Raw genomic sequence first — 18,605 nt, forward strand, 5'->3', positions numbered from 1 at the left:
AATACATACAGGCTCTCAACGAATCAGTTTTGCTCATGTTCACCCATGAGCAAAACTGATTCAGATGCAAAATAATTATTCTTAAATCGCAAACCTCATTTTCTTGATATTCTACCCGCAATTTTTTTGAATATTATTCACTTAATTTTTATCATAACACTTTAAAATTCTAGCAATATTTTCACAGGTTCTTTCCAAGTTGTGCGCGCCTTGCTGACAAGCAGTGTTCAGATCACAACAGCGATCCAAGATACCAAAAATTGCAGTAAAACCTTCCTCATATAAACTCTCAATTCCCTCTCCTACATAGCCAGCACAGGCAAATAATGGCTTATTGAACTGCTTAGTCACTTTTGCTACACCTAATGGAGTCTTGCCAAATTTGGTCTGAAAATCAATTCCGCCTTCACCAGTAAATACAAAATCAGCTTCAGCAATATGCTTCGCAAGCCCAGTCTGTTCAATCACCAAGTCGACTCCCGAATGCAAACTTGCCCCTGTAAATGCCATAAGCCCTGCGGCCAGCCCCCCTGCTGCACCTGCACCTGCCACATATGCAATATCCATCTGACAATACTGTTTAATTTTTTGGGCAAAATGCAGCAAATTTGCATCCAGTTGTTTAACCATCTCTGCGTTTGCACCTTTTTGTGGGCCAAAAACTGCCGATGCACCTGTTGATCCAATCAGAGGATTCGTCACATCACTGGCAATACACACTTCAACTTGCTTTAAACGTGGATCTAACTGACTCAAGTCGATTTTTTCAATCTGATGTAACTGCCCGCCAGATAAACCACAAGGTAACTCTTGCCCATGAGCATCATAAAAGCGAACGCCAAGCGCCTGAGCCATACCCGCACCTGCATCATTGGTGGCACTTCCACCAAGCCCAATAATCATTTTTTCAACTTGATGATCAAGCGCAGCACGAATGAGTTCACCCGTCCCAAAAGTACTGGTCAACAAGGGATTACGTTGCTCTATTGGAAGCAAATCCAAGCCATTGGCTTTCGCCATTTCAATGACAGCCGTTTTTCCCTGATCAATCAGCCCCAAATAAGCTTGTACTTTGTGCTGAGGCAATGACCCTGTGACTTCAATATTGATCCGTTCTCCATCTCGCGCACATAGCAATGCATCGACTGTTCCTTCCCCACCATCTGCCATTGGAATGTGTACAAATTTTGCATCTGGAAAAACTTTTTCTATCCCTGCCTGCATGGCCTGACAGGCTTGCTGAGCACTCATACTTTCCTTAAACGAATCGGGTGCAAATACAAAGGTTTTTGGCATTTTATTCTCGAGTTATTGTGAAACTGCATTTAAATTTCAATGATAAAAGTCATCGATCACGCAAATTTTTCTTTCCTTTATACAATAAAGGCTTATAAAATATTTGCACCCAAAGCCGAGCTCAGAAATGCTTAAGCTTTCTCACATAAGCTAATGAATAATCTAAAATTATGGATAATTAATTTTGAAATGGTCTACTCCAATTATTTTGCCTTTTGAGCGAAATAATATTGTCTTACTCATCATTGCTGCTGCAATCCTCTATTGGTTTTTTCCAGTTAAAGGTACTTTAGATCAAGCTCTTAGTCTGCCATGGGTCGATGCACAAGGACATTATTATTTAAGAGATAATTGGTGGTTAGTCCATATCGGGCATGATGTCCTCAAAGACATTGTTTGGCTAATCGCCTTTGGACACGTATATATTTTGCTTGCAAGTTATTGGCAAGAAAAATGGCGTGCTTATCGTAGCTTATGTGCTTATGTGCTTATTGCAATGATCACCAGTACCAGTTTGGTCGGCCTACTCAAATCGCAATCAGAACATGCCTGCCCATGGAATATTGTTGAAATTCATAATCAGACCGTGATGTGGAGCAAACATGTTGTTGGCTTAGGTAAATGTTTCCCTGGTGGACATGCTTCAGCAGGCTTTGCACTCATTGCATTGTATTTTGCTTATCGAAAATCACATCCTAAAGCCGCTCTTTTTTTACTGGTATTTGGATTAATTTTTGGTGCAGCCATGAGTATTGTTCAAATGGTTCGAGGGGCTCATTTTCTAAGCCATAATCTTTGGACACTCTGGTGGACGTGGGCAGTCGATATCGTGATCTATACCATCCAAACCCATTGCTTTCGTATTCCTGAAAAAACTACAGTTATTCCTTCCATCTCAGAAACTTCAAACTAACTTGCAATCCACGTAACCATGCAGAAGGCTGAAAATGCATTTCTGCATGAATCTGCTCAAGTGCTGTCTGCACAATTGACAAGCCTAAACCACTGCCTATCGCCTGATGTTGCGTTTTCTCAAGGCGTACAAAACGTTGCACCACATGTTCATATTGACTTGGATCAATACCATCACCATTGTCATGAATTTCGACATAAACATGTTTTAAATCAGAGTTAATCTTTAACAGAACTGCACCATGCTCAGGGTTATATTTAATCGCATTATCCATCAAGTTCAGCAAGATCGTGTCTAAAGGCGCAGGAAGCGCCGCAACATTAATTTTTGCCTGTTCATCCTGAATCTGAACCTGAATATCAATATGTTTCTTATGCGCGCTTGCCAACAACTGTCCTACACAGCGGCGTATACTATCCACGATATTCACGGACTGTAGTGCCTGTTTATCCTGCACGTCCTGATGTGCCAGACTCATCAACTGTTCAACCAAATGCGACATACGTTTTAGACTTTGTTCTAAATCTTGCAGATTTTCTGCATAAGCTTTTGAATCTTTTGAAGTCTTGGTCAGCAGTGAGGTTTGTAATCGAATTGCCGTCAATGGTGTACGCAGTTCATGTGCAGCATTGGCAATAAACATTTTCTGTTGTTGTTGTGCTTGCTGAATCCGATGAAATAAATGATTGAGCTCATCAATTGCAGGTGTAATTTCCGCAGGCAAACGTTGAATATGAATTTCTGATAAATCCGAATAGTCACGTAGTGCAAAGGTTTGTTTTAATTCATCTAAAGGTTTTAAATGATGCCGAATCAGTCGATAAAATCCATAAATTGCAAAAGGCATAAACAGCACATAGGGAATCAGCATGGTAAATGCGAGCTGTTTCGCCAAATGCCGCCTGACTTTAATAAACTGACTAATCTGAATTTGCTTGTCTGGTAACGGCAGCACATACACTTTTAGCTCGCCACGTGAAGAATGAATTTTTTCGAAATGTGCTTCCTCTGCATAGGGCATTAAATAGTCTGGGCGTGAATTTCCTTTTTGTAATTCCTCTCTCGGCACAATATCGATAAACAGATCTGTTTCGTCATAAGGACGATGTCTGTCATAAATCGATGTTCTATCCGAGATATTATTTCGATCCAAAAAACTCGCCATTTCCTGCATCTGCCGATCCAGCACTTCTTGAGATTCTTCAAGCGAGATTTGATAGGCAGACAAGCCGATCATAAAAAATAATAAGATGCTAAAAACACAAACGCTCAAGGACATCCTTGAGCTGAGTGGCAGCTTGTCATAGAACGTTTGAATCTGTTGCCAATAGGCAACTTTTTCATTCGGTTTATTTTGCATAAGTTTCAATACAATAACCTAAACCACGCACTGTTCGGATCAGATTTTTACCCAGTTTTTGCCTGAGATTATGCACATGAACTTCAATGGTGTTGCTATTAATGTCCGTCTGCCAATCATAGAGCTTCTCTTCCAAAACTTGCTTGGAAAAAATCTGGTTGGGATACATCATCATGGGTTCTAAAATAGCCCATTCTTTTTGCGATAACTCAACTGCCTTACCCGACTTCAAGACACGATGGGTATTTGGGAACAGCTGGATATTCCCCACTTTAAAGCAAATTTCTTCATCGACACTAAAGTGACTACGGCGCAACACCGACTCAACCCGCGCAACCAGTTCTTCAAAATCATAGGGCTTGATGAGATAGTCATCTGCACCAAGCTTTAAACCTAAAATTTTATCTTTACTCTGATCACGGGCACTAATAATAATAATGCCCATACGGTTTAAATCTGCTTTTTTACGAATATGCTTGAGAATGTCCAAGCCATCTATTTCTGGCAAGCCTAAATCTAGTAACGCAATGTGATACACATTGCGAAACAGTAAATCTAAAGCCTGCAAGCCTGTTTGTGCCCAATCCACATGGAATTTTTCATGCTGCAACAACTGGTAAGTACTCTTACCAATCATTTCATCATCTTCAATATAGAGCACTCGAATCATGCTAAATCTGCCCTTTGCAGCTCGTCAACATATTTAATTTTTCATCAAGTACTTGGGTCTGGATATTTAACAGCCCTAACACGGTTGGGAATAAATTATCCTGACTCCATGCACTATCTTCATATCGTGACAAGCATTGATCAATTTGACTTTGTTCAGGCCATTGTTGCGAAAACCAAAATAACATTGGAATATGCGTTTGTTCTTTTGGCGCAACCATATATGGCGTACCATGCAAATATAACCCACTTTCCCCTGTCGATTCACCATGATCTGACAAATACAGCATACTTGTTGCAACAGGCTGCTGTTTAAGCAAACCAATTGTAGAAGCCAAAATGTGGTCGGTATACAAAATGGTATTGTCATAGGTATTGATCAGTGCAGCATGATCACAGTTTTGAATATTATTTGTTTCACAGGTTGGCGTGAACTTTTTAAACTCAGGCGGATAGCGTTTGTAATACGCAGGGCCATGACTACCCATCTGATGTAGTACAATCAACTGGCTTTGTTTCAAATGTCCAACATCTAAGGTTTTAAGATAATCGGTCAGTGCATCAATCAAAATCCCATCTCGACATTCACCATTGTCACACCACTTCTGATAGCGTGGATCATCTTTTGGTGAAATATAGTTTTTAATTCGGGTACATGTGCCTTTACAACCTGAGTTATTGTCAATCCAGGTGACCTGATAACCTGCACGCTGTGCAATATCGAGCAAGCCTTCACGATGTGATGCCAAGCCTTCATCGTAGTCTTTACGTGGCATGCCTGAGAACATACACGGTACTGAAACTGAAGTTTGAGTTCCACACGATGAAGCATTGTTAAAGTTAATAATGTCCAGTTTAGACAATTCAGGATTGGTTTCTTTACCATAGCCATCTAGGCTGAAGTTTTGAGCACGTGCAGTTTCACCGACCACAACCACCAAAATTTTTGGCTTACTTTGTGCCGCAGTTGCAACAACATGGGCATCGAGTCCATATGGAACCAGTTTCTTGTTGGTGTGCTTGAACTGTTTTCGAATATAACTTGTTCCACTCGACAACACATTCATTGGTGAAATCTGAGATTTAAGCTGACGGTGTTCACGGAAAATCGGTGCATATTGACCATAGAAAGAAAATAATCCACCGCCCATAACCGCCAATGCCACGACAAGACTCGCCAATTTTGTTAAAGCGACTTTTTTAAATGATTCCTGACGAATTTGAATAAAACAGAGTATAAAAATTGGCAAAACTACTGTCACAATACACCAGAACAAAAAAGGCAATGACAGCAAGTCCAAGGTTTCATGCAGGTCTGTTTGTGCAACATTTTCAATCTGTGATGGACTAATCTCCACACCCAATTGATTCACAAAATATGATGTCATTCCTGTTATAACAATCAACAGAATACTGAGTGTCTTCGCTGTTTTTCGCCAATTCAATAACTGCAGTACAAAGAAATAAAATGTACTCAATAATACAAATGTCATGAAAACAAAGAAATAATTACCTATTCCCTGATATGAACTCAATTGAGACATATTGCGATAAAAACTCAGGTTGGTGAATCCCGCTAACCAACATGCAACCAGACCATTAAACACTGCTAATGACAGGCTGATTCTATTTCTTGAAATGAACGTCAGCATAATAAAAATCATTGTCTATAGAAGATGGAGTATTAGACCTTTCAAACCTTAAGAATTTCTTACTAATATTTATTTTATAAATCATTAACTTATTTTTAAATGTAAACTTACGTAAATTCAATTATAAATATCAGATTCGTAGCCAAACAAAAAAGTGTTATTTCATAATGTCTTATAAATTTGAATTAAAGTGAATCTCAGTAGATTTCACTTCAAATCGATAATTTTCTTTAAGAAGCCAATGTCTGCCTAAACATTTGCTTCTTAAGATTAAGTTGGAAATTTGAGAGTAAAAATCAGATTTCTTTTACAACTCACAATGTGACCATCTGTTTGATTAAGATTTGTCCTCCGCTTTTTAGCATTCATACAAAATCCAAAAACTTGCCGAAACACAGTTCAAACATAAACAGACATCTCATGATCAACCTTGTGGTTCTAACAGTTGAACAATTAAAGAATATGCAGCAATAGAAGAGCCACCAAAGCCGAGCCTAGAGAATCAGGTTCTCCTCTGTCTCAACGATTCATTTGTTCATGTTGCCAAAAGTTTGTGTGGAGGAGTATTTCAGGTCTTTGTACTAGCGATTCGCAAAAAACAAAAGCAATTCGAATTCCAAAATCTGATCTCAAAATAAGATCGGATTTTGACAACAACGCTATTCACGGTAACGGATCAGTTTGGCAGGATTACCCGCAACAATTTGTCGTTCTTCTACCGATTTGGTCACCATGCTATTCATACCGACAATAGCTTGATCTGCAATGTTAACACCATCTTTAATGCCCACATGTGCCCCAAGCCAAACATCTCGCCCAACCTGAATACCTTGCGAACGTACCGCTTGCTGATAAATCGGTTCAGCCAAGTCCATGCCATGATCAAAGGCATACAAATGACAATACGCAGCCAAACGCGCCTGATCACCTAAAGTAATGCCCGCACGTCCACCATCCAAAATACAATGGTGGTTAATCGCCACTTCATTGCCAATGACCAATGGGCCATGCAGGGTACAATCCGCAGCAATAAAGGTATTATCTCCAATCGTGATTTTCCGACCACGTTCGGCAAAAATATGCGCTTGCGGGGAAATGAAACAGTTCTGACCAATTTCAACGGTCTCCATATCCATCAGGTAAGCCTGATATTCACGCTGCCACTGCTCCGCCCATTCACGATGTTTCGGCTTTAAACGCCAGTACAACCACGGCATATAGTTGAGACGCTGTTTATGCTGTTCACGATATTTGAGTAATGGATCATCAGCCTGCATCTTGCTGTTCCTCATCTAAAATACGTAACTGTTCACGTCCACGGGTTACATCCTGAATTTTTTTGGCAAGCCCTTCAATTTGATGAACCTGTAACTTTGCTAAGACTGTAACACCTTCAGCGGTATAGTCTTCTTGAAACTCAATCTCTTGTTGTTGCAACTCATACTGAAAAATGGCCCATTCACTAAATGAACAGGAAAATTTGACCTGTTTTTTTTCAATCAGCTCAATCTTTTCAGCTAAGAGTAAACATTGACCTGCTGTACCACCATAAGCACGCACCAAACCGCCTGTACCAAGTTTAATTCCACCATACCAGCGATTGACCAACACCAAAACATTGGTCAGCTCATTGCCCTCAATGGTCGCCAAAATCGGTCGACCTGCTGTGCCAGATGGCTCACCATCATCATTAAAACGGACGTGATGCCCAATTTTCCATGCCCAACATTGATGGGTAGTGGTGGTATCTTTATACAAAGCCAAAAAATCCTTCACATCCTGTTCGGATTCAACAGGTGTCGCAAATGCCTGAAAACGGCTTTTTTTAATGTCTTCTTCAAAACTCACCAATGCTGCAATGGTAAATGGCATAACCCTGTTTCTATTCCCAATCTTAGGAGGCATATCATAAAAGGTCTGATGGCATAAGCAAATGTGCTTTTGCAATTTATCTGGACAAACCTTTGTTCACTTGTAGAAATGTGTAGAAGAGATCTTTCAGAATTAACTCAACATGAAGAAAAGACTTTCAGATTTATAAGAAAGTTCTTTCAATGACGATGCTGACCAAAACCAAAAACTGAAGTAACAGCAAGCCTATATGCCAACGAACTAATCTCACACAGCCTTGCAAACGCTGCGACCACAGTCGACCTTGTTTCATCTCTGGCATGAATTTGAGTGTGACCAAAGCAGTATCTAAAGATTGTGTTTGTTGTTCTAAGTCTGACATCGGATGGTCTGCCAATTTTTGCAAAATCTCGGCATCAAAACGTATCCGTATATTCAAATAGAGTTGCATAATAATGAGGATGATGGTCAGGATAAAAAAGATTGCCGAGACCCAAGTATTCATTTCTGTAAATAAAACCAATACAAAACTCAGCATACAGATCATCATACTGGCAAAAATAAGATGCCGACATGAACGCAACAACTGCGCCATGATTTGAATTTGCTGTAACATATTATTTTAACTCATGATTAAATTTTTTAAGTTCTAAAAGTTGTTGTTGTTTCAGGACGATCCACGGTCGTGCCTGCTGAATCATGGCAATCGCTTGATCGGTCTGCTCTGCCCAACCTTTCTGCAAAATCCATGCCGCCAAAACTGCACTGCTGCGCGAGTAGCCCAAAGCACAGAACACCACAATATGCCGAATATGATGGTATTGGCTTTCTTGGTAAAGTTGCTCAAAGACACAAACAGCTTGCTGTAGTTGCTGCGCTTCCAATACAGTCAAATCCAAACTGACATACTGTGCATAAACCGTATGTGCAGCAACAGGCAACTCGGCACAACAGTCCATCCACGCTTGTGTGTTTGGTTGTGGTTGGCTCGGAATACGCCCCAACTCTAGCATGATGCCATGCTGCGAAAGATGAAGTACCAATGAATTTTCAGGGTGTTTTTGTGTCCAAATTCGGCTATTGATCCATGCACAAAACAGATAAGGTAAAAATAATATCCATGCCGCAGGCGTTAAATTACCTTGAGCTGTCTTTTGCAACCAATGTACACGTACTAAGGCATAAGCCAAGCTCAGTAAGACAAAACTCAAAGCAGGATAGAATAACCAAAGTGCCCACGATCTAAGCCAGCAGGCAAAAACCAGCAAAATGATGGCTGGAATGGCATAAAGAATCGCCATTTTGATGTGTTTGCTTTGACGCTGCTGCAACGGCTCACTCGCAAATGGAGATTTGACTTGCAAGGGAAACAGCCACAGACACAATGCTCCCACCAGTAGACCTGTCGGCAGATCAATAAAATGATGTTGCCATGTGGTCAATACCGATATTCCGATTAACCCTGACCACAGATGCACCAACCAACGCCATGCTATAGCGACATGTCTACGATAAAAATCCCAAAGAATCAGTAGTAAAACAATATGTAAGGACGGCGCCTGATTATAAGGACGGTCAAAGCCCATCAACACATCAAAACACCAGCCAAAGAAGCCATGCAGTTCAGGTCGTTGCTGACTAAACATCAGTGGAAATGCCAAAAAGCAGCCAATACTGATCAATTGCGCGGTCAGCAAACGTAAGGCATGCCGATTCAGTTCAAAACGATTCCAACACAGCAACAACGACAAACCGTAAAACAAGTCGATTGACCAGTACGGCACTATTGTCCATGGTAAAAGTGGAATATGCCGTTCCCATGCAAAGACAATACTGGGCACATAGGACAGACTTTCCGCATAACGATTGGCAAAACCATAGCTTAAAAAGAAAAACGGCGCGAGCAGGCACAAATACAGCACGCCATAACGCCATGTGCCTGCCTGTTTTTCAGTGAGTAAATCTCGCACCTTAAAGCTTCTTCGCAACAGATACGGTAAAAATACCGAATTCATCAATGCATTGATCGACTTTACTAAAACCTGCCTGTTCAACCAAGGCATCCATTTCCGCTTGGCTACGCAGACGCATCACCCATGCTTGTCCTTCACGATGTGAGGTTAGCGCACGTGCAATGAATTCTTGTTGTGGATGCCAGATTTGCCCCGTGTAAATCAGATAACCACCTTGTTCCATCGCCAAGTTTAAGCCTTGTAGCGATTGGCGAAGTGCATCATTATCGGCAAACAGTTCATATAAACCTGAAACCACAGCCAAATTCACTTTCGGCTCAATCGCAGCCAGTTCATCTCGGTTAAATGCATCGCCCAATTCAAACTTGGCGATTTTTTCTAAGCCTCGCTGCTCAATCAACAGCTCCCCTGCCGCGACATTCAAATCACTATAATCGCGCAGCAACACCGAGCTTGGTGGTGTCTTAAGCTGAGCAATCGCATCTAAGATATAACGCCCATGACCCGCCGCAATATCCAGAATTTTCACGGATTGCTGATCATCTTGTAAACGCTTGGCATACTTGGCAAGTAACTGCTCAATATGCTGTTTACGCACACGAATCCCTTTCCAGCCAATCGCATTTAAATATTGATGATCAATCACTTTACCCAGTAAGTGCTGACTTTCTGTCTGATTGCGATAGACAAAATCGAGGGTACTACCCGAGTCATAGCCTGTATCTTCCCCGATTTTCAAGGCCTCAGACCAGCGACTTCCCAGTTTCAGGTTGCCCTTGGTGAGTTTCCAGAACCAGTCTTTGACCGAGTGTTTCGGTAAATCAGTTGAAAGTTGTTCTGCCTGTGCACAGCTTGCCCCGATTTTATCGGCATTTAAAAGTTGTGGCGCTTGATAAGGCTGTGCAAAACACTGCTGAATAAAGCGACGAATTTTGGCAATGGCTAATCCACGGTTTTTTTCGCCTAAAGTGTCATGAAAAAAACCTTCCAAGACATGAAACTCTTTTTGTGGATGTGCCAAACGGGCATAAAACTGACGCTGTGGTTGTTGTTCCACCACAAAATCTGAACCTGAACAAAGCACTTGCGTCGGCACATAAATATTTTTAGCATCATCAACGACGCGTTCCGCCGCAGCAGATAAACCGAGTAACATACGCACAGAAATGGCTTTGGCAATCAGAGGATCACGCTCATAGCTTTTGGCGCGTTCTTCATCGTGGGTCAACATTTTGGCTTTAACATAGCTTTGAATGAAAAAGTTACCGCGTACCTGACTCAGTAAATTCAAACCCGATTTTGCAAAAGGCACATATAACTTGATCTCAAATGCAGGTGATGCCAAACACAGTGCCCGCAATTTTGGCGCATAGTCATGTACCCAAGTCGCAGCAATCACTGCACCAACACTCTGCCCAATCACGGCGATATTTTCACTGGAAATCGCATATTTCGTTTGGATATGTTGCACAAAGCATTGTAAGTCTTTGACACACGTTGAAAAGCTCGGGGCATCGCCGCGTAAGCCAGGTGATTTACCATGCCCCCGCGCATCCCAAGCAAAGAAATCATAGTCTGGCAAATCAAGTTCATTGACCAAATGTGACATACGTCCCGAATGCTCATGCCCTCGGTGCAATAAAATAATTGCCTGTTTTGCAGGTTGGTTTTCGTTGCGCCAAGCTTGATAAAACAAAGAATTTCCGTCATGGCTATTAAAATATTGCTGTGTATTGTTATACATCGTTGTTACCCCAAAATATGCACTACAGTGCTTTTTTAATTCGATTAAAAATCGTGATAAATAAACAAAATAAGATAATGATTAAAATACTATTGCAAGAAAATTGAACTAATTTTTCGGGAAGCCAGCCTTGGTAAGCCACCACAATTGCCAACAGACTAAATGCAAATGCTCGGTCACTTTTCCCCATTGGCCCATCGTATCTACGGTCTTTTCCAACCAATGGTGCCATGACGCCTGCATATTCACTCAATATCGCCAGAAAAGTGACGAAAAGTAAAAGTTCAGTCTGGATTTGTGTGACTACGATAAAACAGACATATAAAGCACTGTCTGCAACCACATCACACAACTCATTGAGATATGCCCCAAGCCTAGACTGTTGCTGAAACTCCCGCGCCAACATGCCATCAATTGCATTGAAAGCCATACGCAGTAACATCCATACAGGAATCAGGACAAAACTCCATGCATGTATTGCGTTAAAGTTAAAAAAATAAATTCCACAGGCAAGCAGTACAGACAACAACATAGCAACAAGCGTGACTTGATTGGCTGTCACACCATGAGCATATAAAAATCGAACACTCGGTCGTAAACATCGCTGAAAAGCTGGTTTTAATTGATAAATTGATGGCATTATTATCTAAAGTATTAAAATTATTGCGTAAACTCTAAAAATATCACGGACAAGAAGAATATTGTTTTTTGTGAAATTATGATCAAAATCACGCAATTTTAAAGTTAAATTAAAATTACTATGCAACAATCCAGTCGAAATATACTACAGGATCTAAGACAGTGAGCATACATACTCAAGCTATTCAATATCAATACCAAAATCAACAATTAGAAGGTTATCTGGTTTATCCATCACCTTATATTCAACCACTTTCTGGGCTATTAATGGCACCCAACTGGATGGGCATTAAAGAGGGTGACATTGAAATGGCAAGCGAAGTAGCAGCTCAAGGTTACTGTGTCTTTGTACTGGACTTATATGGTCAAGGTCGCCGCCCAAAAGATGCTACCCAAGCAGGTGAATGGGTTTCTAAAATTAAAAATACAGAACACGAAGTGGGTTTACTGCATGCAGCACATCAAGCATTCTTAGAACAAGAGTTTTGCAAAATTGATCCGAACCACATTGCAGCATTTGGACTCTGCTTAGGTGGACACAATGTCTTGGAATATGCGCGTAGTGGAGCAGAGATTAAAGCAGCCGTTTCATTCCACGGCTCACTGGATCAATCTGGTTTATATAACATGCAGCAGTTTAAAGGCTCGGTTTTAGTCCTAGATGGCGCGTGTGATCCACTGGTTCCTCGCCAGCAATTACAAGATTTTAGCGAAGAAATGAAAAAAACTGGACTCGACTGGCAGTTAATCAGTTATGGTAATACCTGCCATTCATTTACTGAAAAAACGGCGAACAATCCAGGCATCCAAGAATATAACGAAAAATCATCAAAACGTGGCTTTCAAGCCATGTATGAACTCTTAGAAGACGTTTTCCAATAACCCTGAAAAAAAACAGGATATTCATTCATGTATACTTTATGGATCGGCAATAAAAATTATTCATCATGGTCATTGCGGGCATGGCTCAGCCTACGCGCCCTAGAGATTCCTTTTGAAGAACAAATCAGTACATTAAATTTGGGTAGCAGCAGTTACCTCAAATTCAAAGCATTCTCACCTTCAGGTAAAGTACCTTGCTTAGTGGATGGTGAACATGTGGTTTGGGATTCACTGGCGATTATTGAATATGTTGCTGAACAATATCCTGTTTTATTCCCTCAAGACAAAACTGCACGTGCATGGGCGCGTTGTGCGATGGCAGAAATGCACTCAGGATTTATGGAGCTTCGCTCACGTTGCCCAATGAATTGCTCACTGACTGGCATTGAAATTGAACACACGCCTGCGCTCGTTCACGATATTCAACGACTGGATGAACTACTTCAACAAGGTCTGACTCAGTTTGGTGGAGCTTGGTTAGCAGGTGAAAAATTTACGGCTGTCGATGCTTTCTTCGCACCAGTCGCGTTACGTGCCCGCAGTTACAGTCTTAAATTTTCTGATACCGTACAGCAATGGATGCAGCAGATTTTGCAACATCCCGCTTTACTCGAATGGTGTCAACAAGGTGAACAAGAAGACTTTTAAACTTCTTTTCACCAATAAAAAAGCCTGTGAAAACAGGCTTTTTTATTTTGATCTTTTAACAATTATACTTCAGGTGCAGTCAATTCAGTCATTGGCCAACGTGGTGTCGTCGTCACAGACAATCCATCACACGCGCCTGCTTTTAAACGCTGATAACCTGCAAATGCAATCATCGCACCGTTATCTGTACACAGTGCTGGTTCAGCGTAATACACTTGTGCTTTAATTTTTGCGAGTTTCTGCTCCAAGCTTTCACGTAAACGCACATTGGCACTGACACCACCTGCAATCACCAAACGTTTTAAACCAGTTTGCTTTAAGGCTTTCACTGATTTTTTCACCAAAGTATCGACAATGGCTTCTTGGAAAGATGCGGCAATATCGGCATCACGATTTTCATCACCCAGTTTTTTCATTTGCACTGAAACTGCAGTTTTTAAACCACTAAATGAAAAATCCAGACCTTGATGCAACATTGGACGCGGGAATTCAAAAGCTTCAGGGTTGCCACTCAATGCCAACTTGGCAATGTTCGGCCCACCTGGATAAGGTAAACCCATCATTTTTGCGACTTTATCGAACGCCTCACCCGCTGCATCATCAATGGATTCACCGAGTAATTCATATTGACCAATCCCATAAGCAGCCATCAACTGGGTATGCCCACCAGACACCAGTAAAGCGACAAATGGAAATTCAGGTGGAGTTTTAGACAACAGTGGCGCAAGCATGTGCCCTTCCATATGGTGCACACCAATCGCAGGCTTATTTAAAGCAAATGCCAAAGTACGACCAAACAGTGCCCCTGTCATTAACGCACCCATTAGACCAGGCCCACGGGTATAAGCAATCGCATCGATTTGGTTTTTCTGAATACCACTTTGCTGTAACAGTTCATTTAATAAAGGAATCAGTTTGCGCACATGGTCACGCGATGCCAGCTCAGGTACAACACCACCATATTCGGCATGAAGCTTAATTTGACTGTACAATACTTGACCTAAAAGCCCCTGTTCACTGTCGTAAAGCGCCAGCCCTGTTTCGTCACAAGATGTTTCTAAGCCTAAAACAATCATTTAAATGCCTATTTTTCACTATCCAAATTACAGCCATCGCTATTATAGACTTGTGATATGAGATGTAAATGAGTAAAATACTGACCTTCACTTGTCAGCCATGCACAGTGCACGGCTGTTACCCATAACTTAATGAGGATTATTCATGCCACAAGTTAAATTGAAAGAAGGCGAACCAGTAGACGTAGCTATCCGTCGTTTCAAACGTTCATGCGAAAAAGCAGGTGTTTTAGCTGACGTTCGTAAACGTGAATTCTACGAAAAACCAACTCAAGAACGTAAACGTAAAAAAGCTGCTGCTGTTAAACGCTATCAAAAGAAATTGACTCGCGAATCAGTACGTACTACTCGCCTTTACTAAGATTAATTTGTGATTGATTGACTCACCTGGAAAAATAAATGACTACTTTAAAAAGCCAAATCACTGATGTTTTGAAAGCCGCAATGCGTGCAAAAGAAATGGATAAGTTGACGGTAATTCGTAGTCTACAGGCAGCAATCAAGCAAATCGAAGTCGATGAGCGCATAGAGCTTGACGATACTCAGGTTCTTGCGGTCATTGAAAAGCAAGTCAAACAACGTAAAGAATCGGTTAAAGCCTTTGAAAGTGCTGGCCGAGAAGATTTAGCTAGTAAGGAACAAGCCGAAATTGAGGTGTTATCTCAGTTTCTACCAGAAGCTATGACTGAGGAAGAGCTTGATTCCATCATTGCACAGACCATTACTGCGCAAGAAGCTACTAGCATGAAAGATATGGGTAAGGTGATGAACTCTCTACGTCCGCTCATAGCCGGGCGTGCCGATCCTGCACTTGCATCTGCAAAAGTAAAAGCGAAACTCGCTTAACACTGCAAAACCTCAAGTCAAAACACCCTCTCCAAAGTTTATTGCACAGCATCATCTATATACTGTGCAATTCGTGTCTTGGTTTATACCAAATGACAACCCACCTGTTGTAGTTTTGACTGCACTCCAGCTTGATTTAAAAACAGACCCTTAAACTGATCACGGTTCAATGTTTTAATTTCAGGTTTTAATAAATTTCGATTTTGATTCATTAAGTCATAAAAGTTATTAAAATAGCTTTGTGTATTTGTGCATAACTGTTGCTGCTGTTGAGCAGTTAAGTTTGTCGCATGCGGATCAATTGACTTTAAAATAACATTGCCACGCTGCAAATATTGATTAGTGATCTCCATTACTTTTTGGTTCAGTGCTGTTACATTCGCCACTTTAAACGAATTTTGCCCTGCAAAACTCGATATGCTGACTGAACACCCCAAAAGTAAAGTTGCCATAATTTTCTTCATAAGTTCTTCACTCTAGATCTTTTTATTTATACATTTTGCTTTACAAAAGCATGATAATTATAAATTATTTTTTTCATTTTTTAAAATAATGAAAAATTCGGCTCAAATAAAATTGCCCTTTTTCTAACTATTCTAAGGTAAATAAACGATCTGCCTGCATTTCTTTGAGTCGTTGATCAATTGTAGCCGACAGTGACATATTATTTTTAGCTAAACGCTGGGCATGTAGTAATGACTTAATCCCATCTTCTTCTCGCCCCGACCAAAATTCCACTTCAGCTCGGTAACGTAATACCTGTATCCCCTGCACAGGCGATGCATGATCAATCGCAGCAGCACGCTGCATTAAATCCCAACCCTGCACATCACGAGGATTATCACGCAAAATTTTATTGACCAGATTAAAAACAGGTGCAGGCTGATTTTTTCGAATCAGAACTTCAGCAAGTTTATATGTTAAGGCTCGATTTTCAGGCATGATTTGCTGCTGAGCCAAGATCGTTTGATATGCTTGCTCAAATTGATGCTTCAACAAAAAAATGTCCGTTTGCAGCAATACTGCAAGCATTTTTTGACGGGTTTGTCCCTGAGCTGTATTGAGTGCAGCTTGTGCCTGCAATGCATCACCCTGCTGCACATAAAATGCTGTAAGCGCCAAAATTGCAGCTTGATTATGTTGTGCTTGTAATGTCTTGAGCTGTTGCTCAGTCACATCATTGGATAATACTGCTGCATACCACTTCACCAACTCATAATCTGGATCGCTAATATTAGGTTTTACACTAGGATACTGCCTTGCTCGGAGCCGTGCTTCACTCATACGTGCTGTCGTGAGTGGATGGGTCATCCAGTATTCAGGCATAAAACTCAGTTGAACCGATGAACGTTGCATCCGTTCAAAAAAATCAGCCATTGCATTGGGATTGTAACCCGCTGCAACAAGATATTGCATGCCGATCCGATCCGCCTCTCGCTCCTGATCTCGACTATAACTCAATTGCTTACTGACCAATGCCGCCTGCGTTCCCAACATAACCGCAGAGCCAGCACCACTATCCGATTTGGTTGCAATTGCTGCGCCAATCAAAATTCCTGCTAGTGCTAATAATGTTTGCCCTTTAAAGGCTTCTTGGGAACGGCTATAGTGTCGCTGGGTTACATGCGCAACTTCATGCCCCATGACACTTGCCACTTCATCTCGGTTTTTTGCGAGTTCAATCAAACCCGTATTAATCGCAAAGACCCCACCTGGTACGGCAAAGGCATTCACCTGTTTATCATTAATCACCAACAAGCCAATCGGTGCACCTAAATTGGTTTGGCTGACAATATTACGAAAAATACGATCAAGCTGATCTTCCAACCATGGATCTTGAATGACATTCAGATGAGCATGAATCTCCCGATAAACCTTTTCACCTAAAATCTTTTCATTCTGCTGATCAATAATTCCAACGCTTATCCCCCCTACATTTGGCACATCTAATGCTTCAGGGCGATAATGCTGCGAGAAATCGTAGTCTGCTGCGTGGCTTGATGTGATCAAGCTCATGCAACACATCAACGAAGCGAAAAAAGATTGACCAATTTGCATGTTTACTGCACTCATGCACAGGAATTAGGAAAATTTCGGATTTACCAGATAACGAGGTTGTCTCTCTTCCAAAGCATCAACCAAATTTTGATACGCCAATTCAGCCATTTTTAGGCGCGTTGCTTCAGTGGCTGAACCTAAATGTGGCAAAGTAACGACATTGTTCAGATGAAATAACTCAGACTCTTGTAGCGGCTCTTTATTGTAAACATCTAACCCTGCTGCAAAAATTTTCTGGGCTTTGAGTGTTTCAATCAACGCTGCTTCATCAATCACTGAACCACGAGCAATATTGACCAACACGGCATGCGGCTGCATTTGATCCAACTCTGCTTGCCCAATCAGTGCTTTAGATTCGGCATTTAAATCTACTGCAACCACCACAAAATCAGAACGTTGCAGTAAGGAACTTAAATCACAATATTCAGCATTTAAAGGTTGAGCAGCTTCAATTTTTTCTCGGCGGTTATGGTATAAAATATTCATATTGAAGCCATAGAAACCACGGCGTGCAATGGCTGCACCAATATGTCCAAGTCCAATAATTCCTAAAGTTTTCCCAAAAACATCCTGACCAAATTGCGCTGCACCCACAGTCCGTTGCCATTGCCCCTGCTTAGTCCACTGATCTAGCTCAGGCACGCGGCGTGCTGCACTCATGAGTAAGGTAAATGCCAAATCTGCTGTGGTTTCCGTTAAAACATGTGGGGTATGACCGAGCCAAATTTGCTTCTGATTTAAATAATTTACATCGTAATTGTCATAACCGACACTCACACTAGAAATCATTTTCAAACGTTGAGCAGATGCCAAATTGGTTTCATTCAGAATACGGCCTGCGCCAATCATGCCATCTGCATCGACCACATGTTGCCTGATTTGCTCATTCACATCGCCCTGCTTTGGATTGATCTGCACGACATGATAATTTTGTTGTAGTCGGCTAAGAATTTCTGGGGCAATTTGACTAAAAACCAGTACTTTTTTTGGCATGAAGC

General features: G+C 41.2%; 19 protein-coding genes. 5 read left to right on the plus strand and 14 right to left on the minus strand.

The window, feature by feature from the left end; all coding sequences use genetic code 11:
* Positions 1-141: 141 nt before the first annotated feature.
* Entirely contained in the window at positions 142-1,296 is a 1,155-nt protein-coding gene (locus C1A47_RS02055) for a glycerate kinase (RefSeq protein WP_111891911.1), read from the minus strand.
* 184 nt (positions 1,297-1,480) lie between these two features.
* On the opposite strand from C1A47_RS02055, the gene C1A47_RS02060 reads away from it, so the two are divergent.
* Complete coding sequence (locus C1A47_RS02060; protein WP_227539713.1) at positions 1,481-2,209, plus strand: phosphatase PAP2 family protein; 729 nt, start codon at positions 1,481-1,483, stop codon at positions 2,207-2,209.
* On the opposite strand, the gene C1A47_RS02065 is transcribed toward C1A47_RS02060, so the two are convergent.
* From C1A47_RS02065 to C1A47_RS02105, 9 genes are all read right to left on the minus strand, one after another.
* Positions 2,178-3,488 carry a sensor histidine kinase gene (locus tag C1A47_RS02065; RefSeq protein ID WP_111892197.1) on the minus strand — a complete coding sequence of 437 codons (1,311 nt, stop codon included), beginning with the start codon at positions 3,486-3,488 and terminating at the stop codon, positions 2,178-2,180. The two genes, C1A47_RS02060 and C1A47_RS02065, sit on opposite strands and share 32 nt — an antisense overlap.
* A 70-nt stretch (positions 3,489-3,558) precedes the next feature.
* Positions 3,559-4,239, minus strand: a complete 681-nt coding sequence (locus tag C1A47_RS02070; RefSeq protein ID WP_111891913.1) for a response regulator transcription factor — start codon at positions 4,237-4,239, stop codon at positions 3,559-3,561.
* Between the two features lies 1 nt (position 4,240).
* A complete protein-coding gene (locus C1A47_RS02075; protein ID WP_171294315.1) occupies positions 4,241-5,890 on the minus strand; it encodes a phosphoethanolamine transferase in 1,650 nt (549 codons plus the stop codon).
* 659 nt (positions 5,891-6,549) lie between these two features.
* Entirely contained in the window at positions 6,550-7,167 is a 618-nt protein-coding gene (locus tag C1A47_RS02080) for an acyltransferase (protein WP_111891917.1), read from the minus strand.
* Complete coding sequence (locus C1A47_RS02085; RefSeq protein ID WP_111891919.1) at positions 7,157-7,762, minus strand: IMPACT family protein; 606 nt, start codon at positions 7,760-7,762, stop codon at positions 7,157-7,159. The genes C1A47_RS02080 and C1A47_RS02085 overlap by 11 nt, the downstream gene beginning before the upstream one ends.
* A gap of 163 nt (positions 7,763-7,925) precedes the next feature.
* Entirely contained in the window at positions 7,926-8,357 is a 432-nt protein-coding gene (locus C1A47_RS02090) for a hypothetical protein (RefSeq protein WP_111891921.1), read from the minus strand.
* Position 8,358: 1 nt separating this feature from the next.
* Positions 8,359-9,711 carry a phosphatase PAP2/dual specificity phosphatase family protein gene (locus C1A47_RS02095; RefSeq protein ID WP_171294316.1) on the minus strand — a complete coding sequence of 451 codons (1,353 nt, stop codon included), beginning with the start codon at positions 9,709-9,711 and terminating at the stop codon, positions 8,359-8,361.
* Between the two features lies 1 nt (position 9,712).
* On the minus strand, positions 9,713-11,458 hold the full coding sequence (locus C1A47_RS02100) for a bifunctional alpha/beta hydrolase/class I SAM-dependent methyltransferase (RefSeq protein ID WP_111891925.1): 1,746 nt from the start codon (positions 11,456-11,458) through the stop codon (positions 9,713-9,715).
* A gap of 22 nt (positions 11,459-11,480) precedes the next feature.
* Positions 11,481-12,098, minus strand: coding sequence for a CDP-alcohol phosphatidyltransferase family protein (locus tag C1A47_RS02105; RefSeq protein WP_111891927.1), 618 nt, complete (start codon positions 12,096-12,098; stop codon positions 11,481-11,483).
* Positions 12,099-12,259: 161 nt separating this feature from the next.
* Between C1A47_RS02105 and C1A47_RS02110 the strand changes: the two genes are divergently transcribed.
* Together C1A47_RS02110 and C1A47_RS02115 are read left to right on the plus strand one after the other, a co-directional pair.
* Positions 12,260-12,979 carry a dienelactone hydrolase family protein gene (locus tag C1A47_RS02110; protein ID WP_162625907.1) on the plus strand — a complete coding sequence of 240 codons (720 nt, stop codon included), beginning with the start codon at positions 12,260-12,262 and terminating at the stop codon, positions 12,977-12,979.
* A gap of 27 nt (positions 12,980-13,006) precedes the next feature.
* On the plus strand, positions 13,007-13,627 hold the full coding sequence (locus C1A47_RS02115; RefSeq protein WP_111891931.1) for a glutathione S-transferase family protein: 621 nt from the start codon (positions 13,007-13,009) through the stop codon (positions 13,625-13,627).
* A 62-nt stretch (positions 13,628-13,689) separates the two neighbouring features.
* Here the strand turns inward: C1A47_RS02115 and tsaD are convergent, their stop codons facing one another.
* Complete coding sequence (tsaD, locus tag C1A47_RS02120) at positions 13,690-14,703, minus strand: tRNA (adenosine(37)-N6)-threonylcarbamoyltransferase complex transferase subunit TsaD (RefSeq protein ID WP_111891933.1); 1,014 nt, start codon at positions 14,701-14,703, stop codon at positions 13,690-13,692.
* A gap of 145 nt (positions 14,704-14,848) precedes the next feature.
* Between tsaD and rpsU the strand changes: the two genes are divergently transcribed.
* The gene (rpsU, locus tag C1A47_RS02125) at positions 14,849-15,064 is read left to right on the plus strand and encodes a 30S ribosomal protein S21 (protein ID WP_004652785.1); all 216 of its coding nucleotides are present in this window, start codon (positions 14,849-14,851) and stop codon (positions 15,062-15,064) included.
* A 38-nt stretch (positions 15,065-15,102) separates the two neighbouring features.
* Positions 15,103-15,549, plus strand: coding sequence for a GatB/YqeY domain-containing protein (locus C1A47_RS02130; protein ID WP_111891935.1), 447 nt, complete (start codon positions 15,103-15,105; stop codon positions 15,547-15,549).
* A gap of 83 nt (positions 15,550-15,632) precedes the next feature.
* Here the strand turns inward: C1A47_RS02130 and C1A47_RS02135 are convergent, their stop codons facing one another.
* From C1A47_RS02135 to C1A47_RS02145, 3 genes are all read right to left on the minus strand, one after another.
* Positions 15,633-16,001 (minus strand): hypothetical protein, encoded by a 369-nt coding sequence (locus C1A47_RS02135; protein WP_227539714.1) that lies wholly within the window; start codon positions 15,999-16,001, stop codon positions 15,633-15,635.
* A gap of 139 nt (positions 16,002-16,140) precedes the next feature.
* Complete coding sequence (locus C1A47_RS02140) at positions 16,141-17,565, minus strand: M48 family metalloprotease (protein WP_205669573.1); 1,425 nt, start codon at positions 17,563-17,565, stop codon at positions 16,141-16,143.
* A 66-nt stretch (positions 17,566-17,631) separates the two neighbouring features.
* Positions 17,632-18,600 (minus strand): 2-hydroxyacid dehydrogenase, encoded by a 969-nt coding sequence (locus C1A47_RS02145; RefSeq protein WP_111891941.1) that lies wholly within the window; start codon positions 18,598-18,600, stop codon positions 17,632-17,634.
* Between the last annotated feature and the right edge of the window lie 5 nt (positions 18,601-18,605).

Source organism: Acinetobacter sp. MB5, assembly GCF_003261585.1.
Lineage (GTDB): Bacteria > Pseudomonadota > Gammaproteobacteria > Pseudomonadales > Moraxellaceae > Acinetobacter.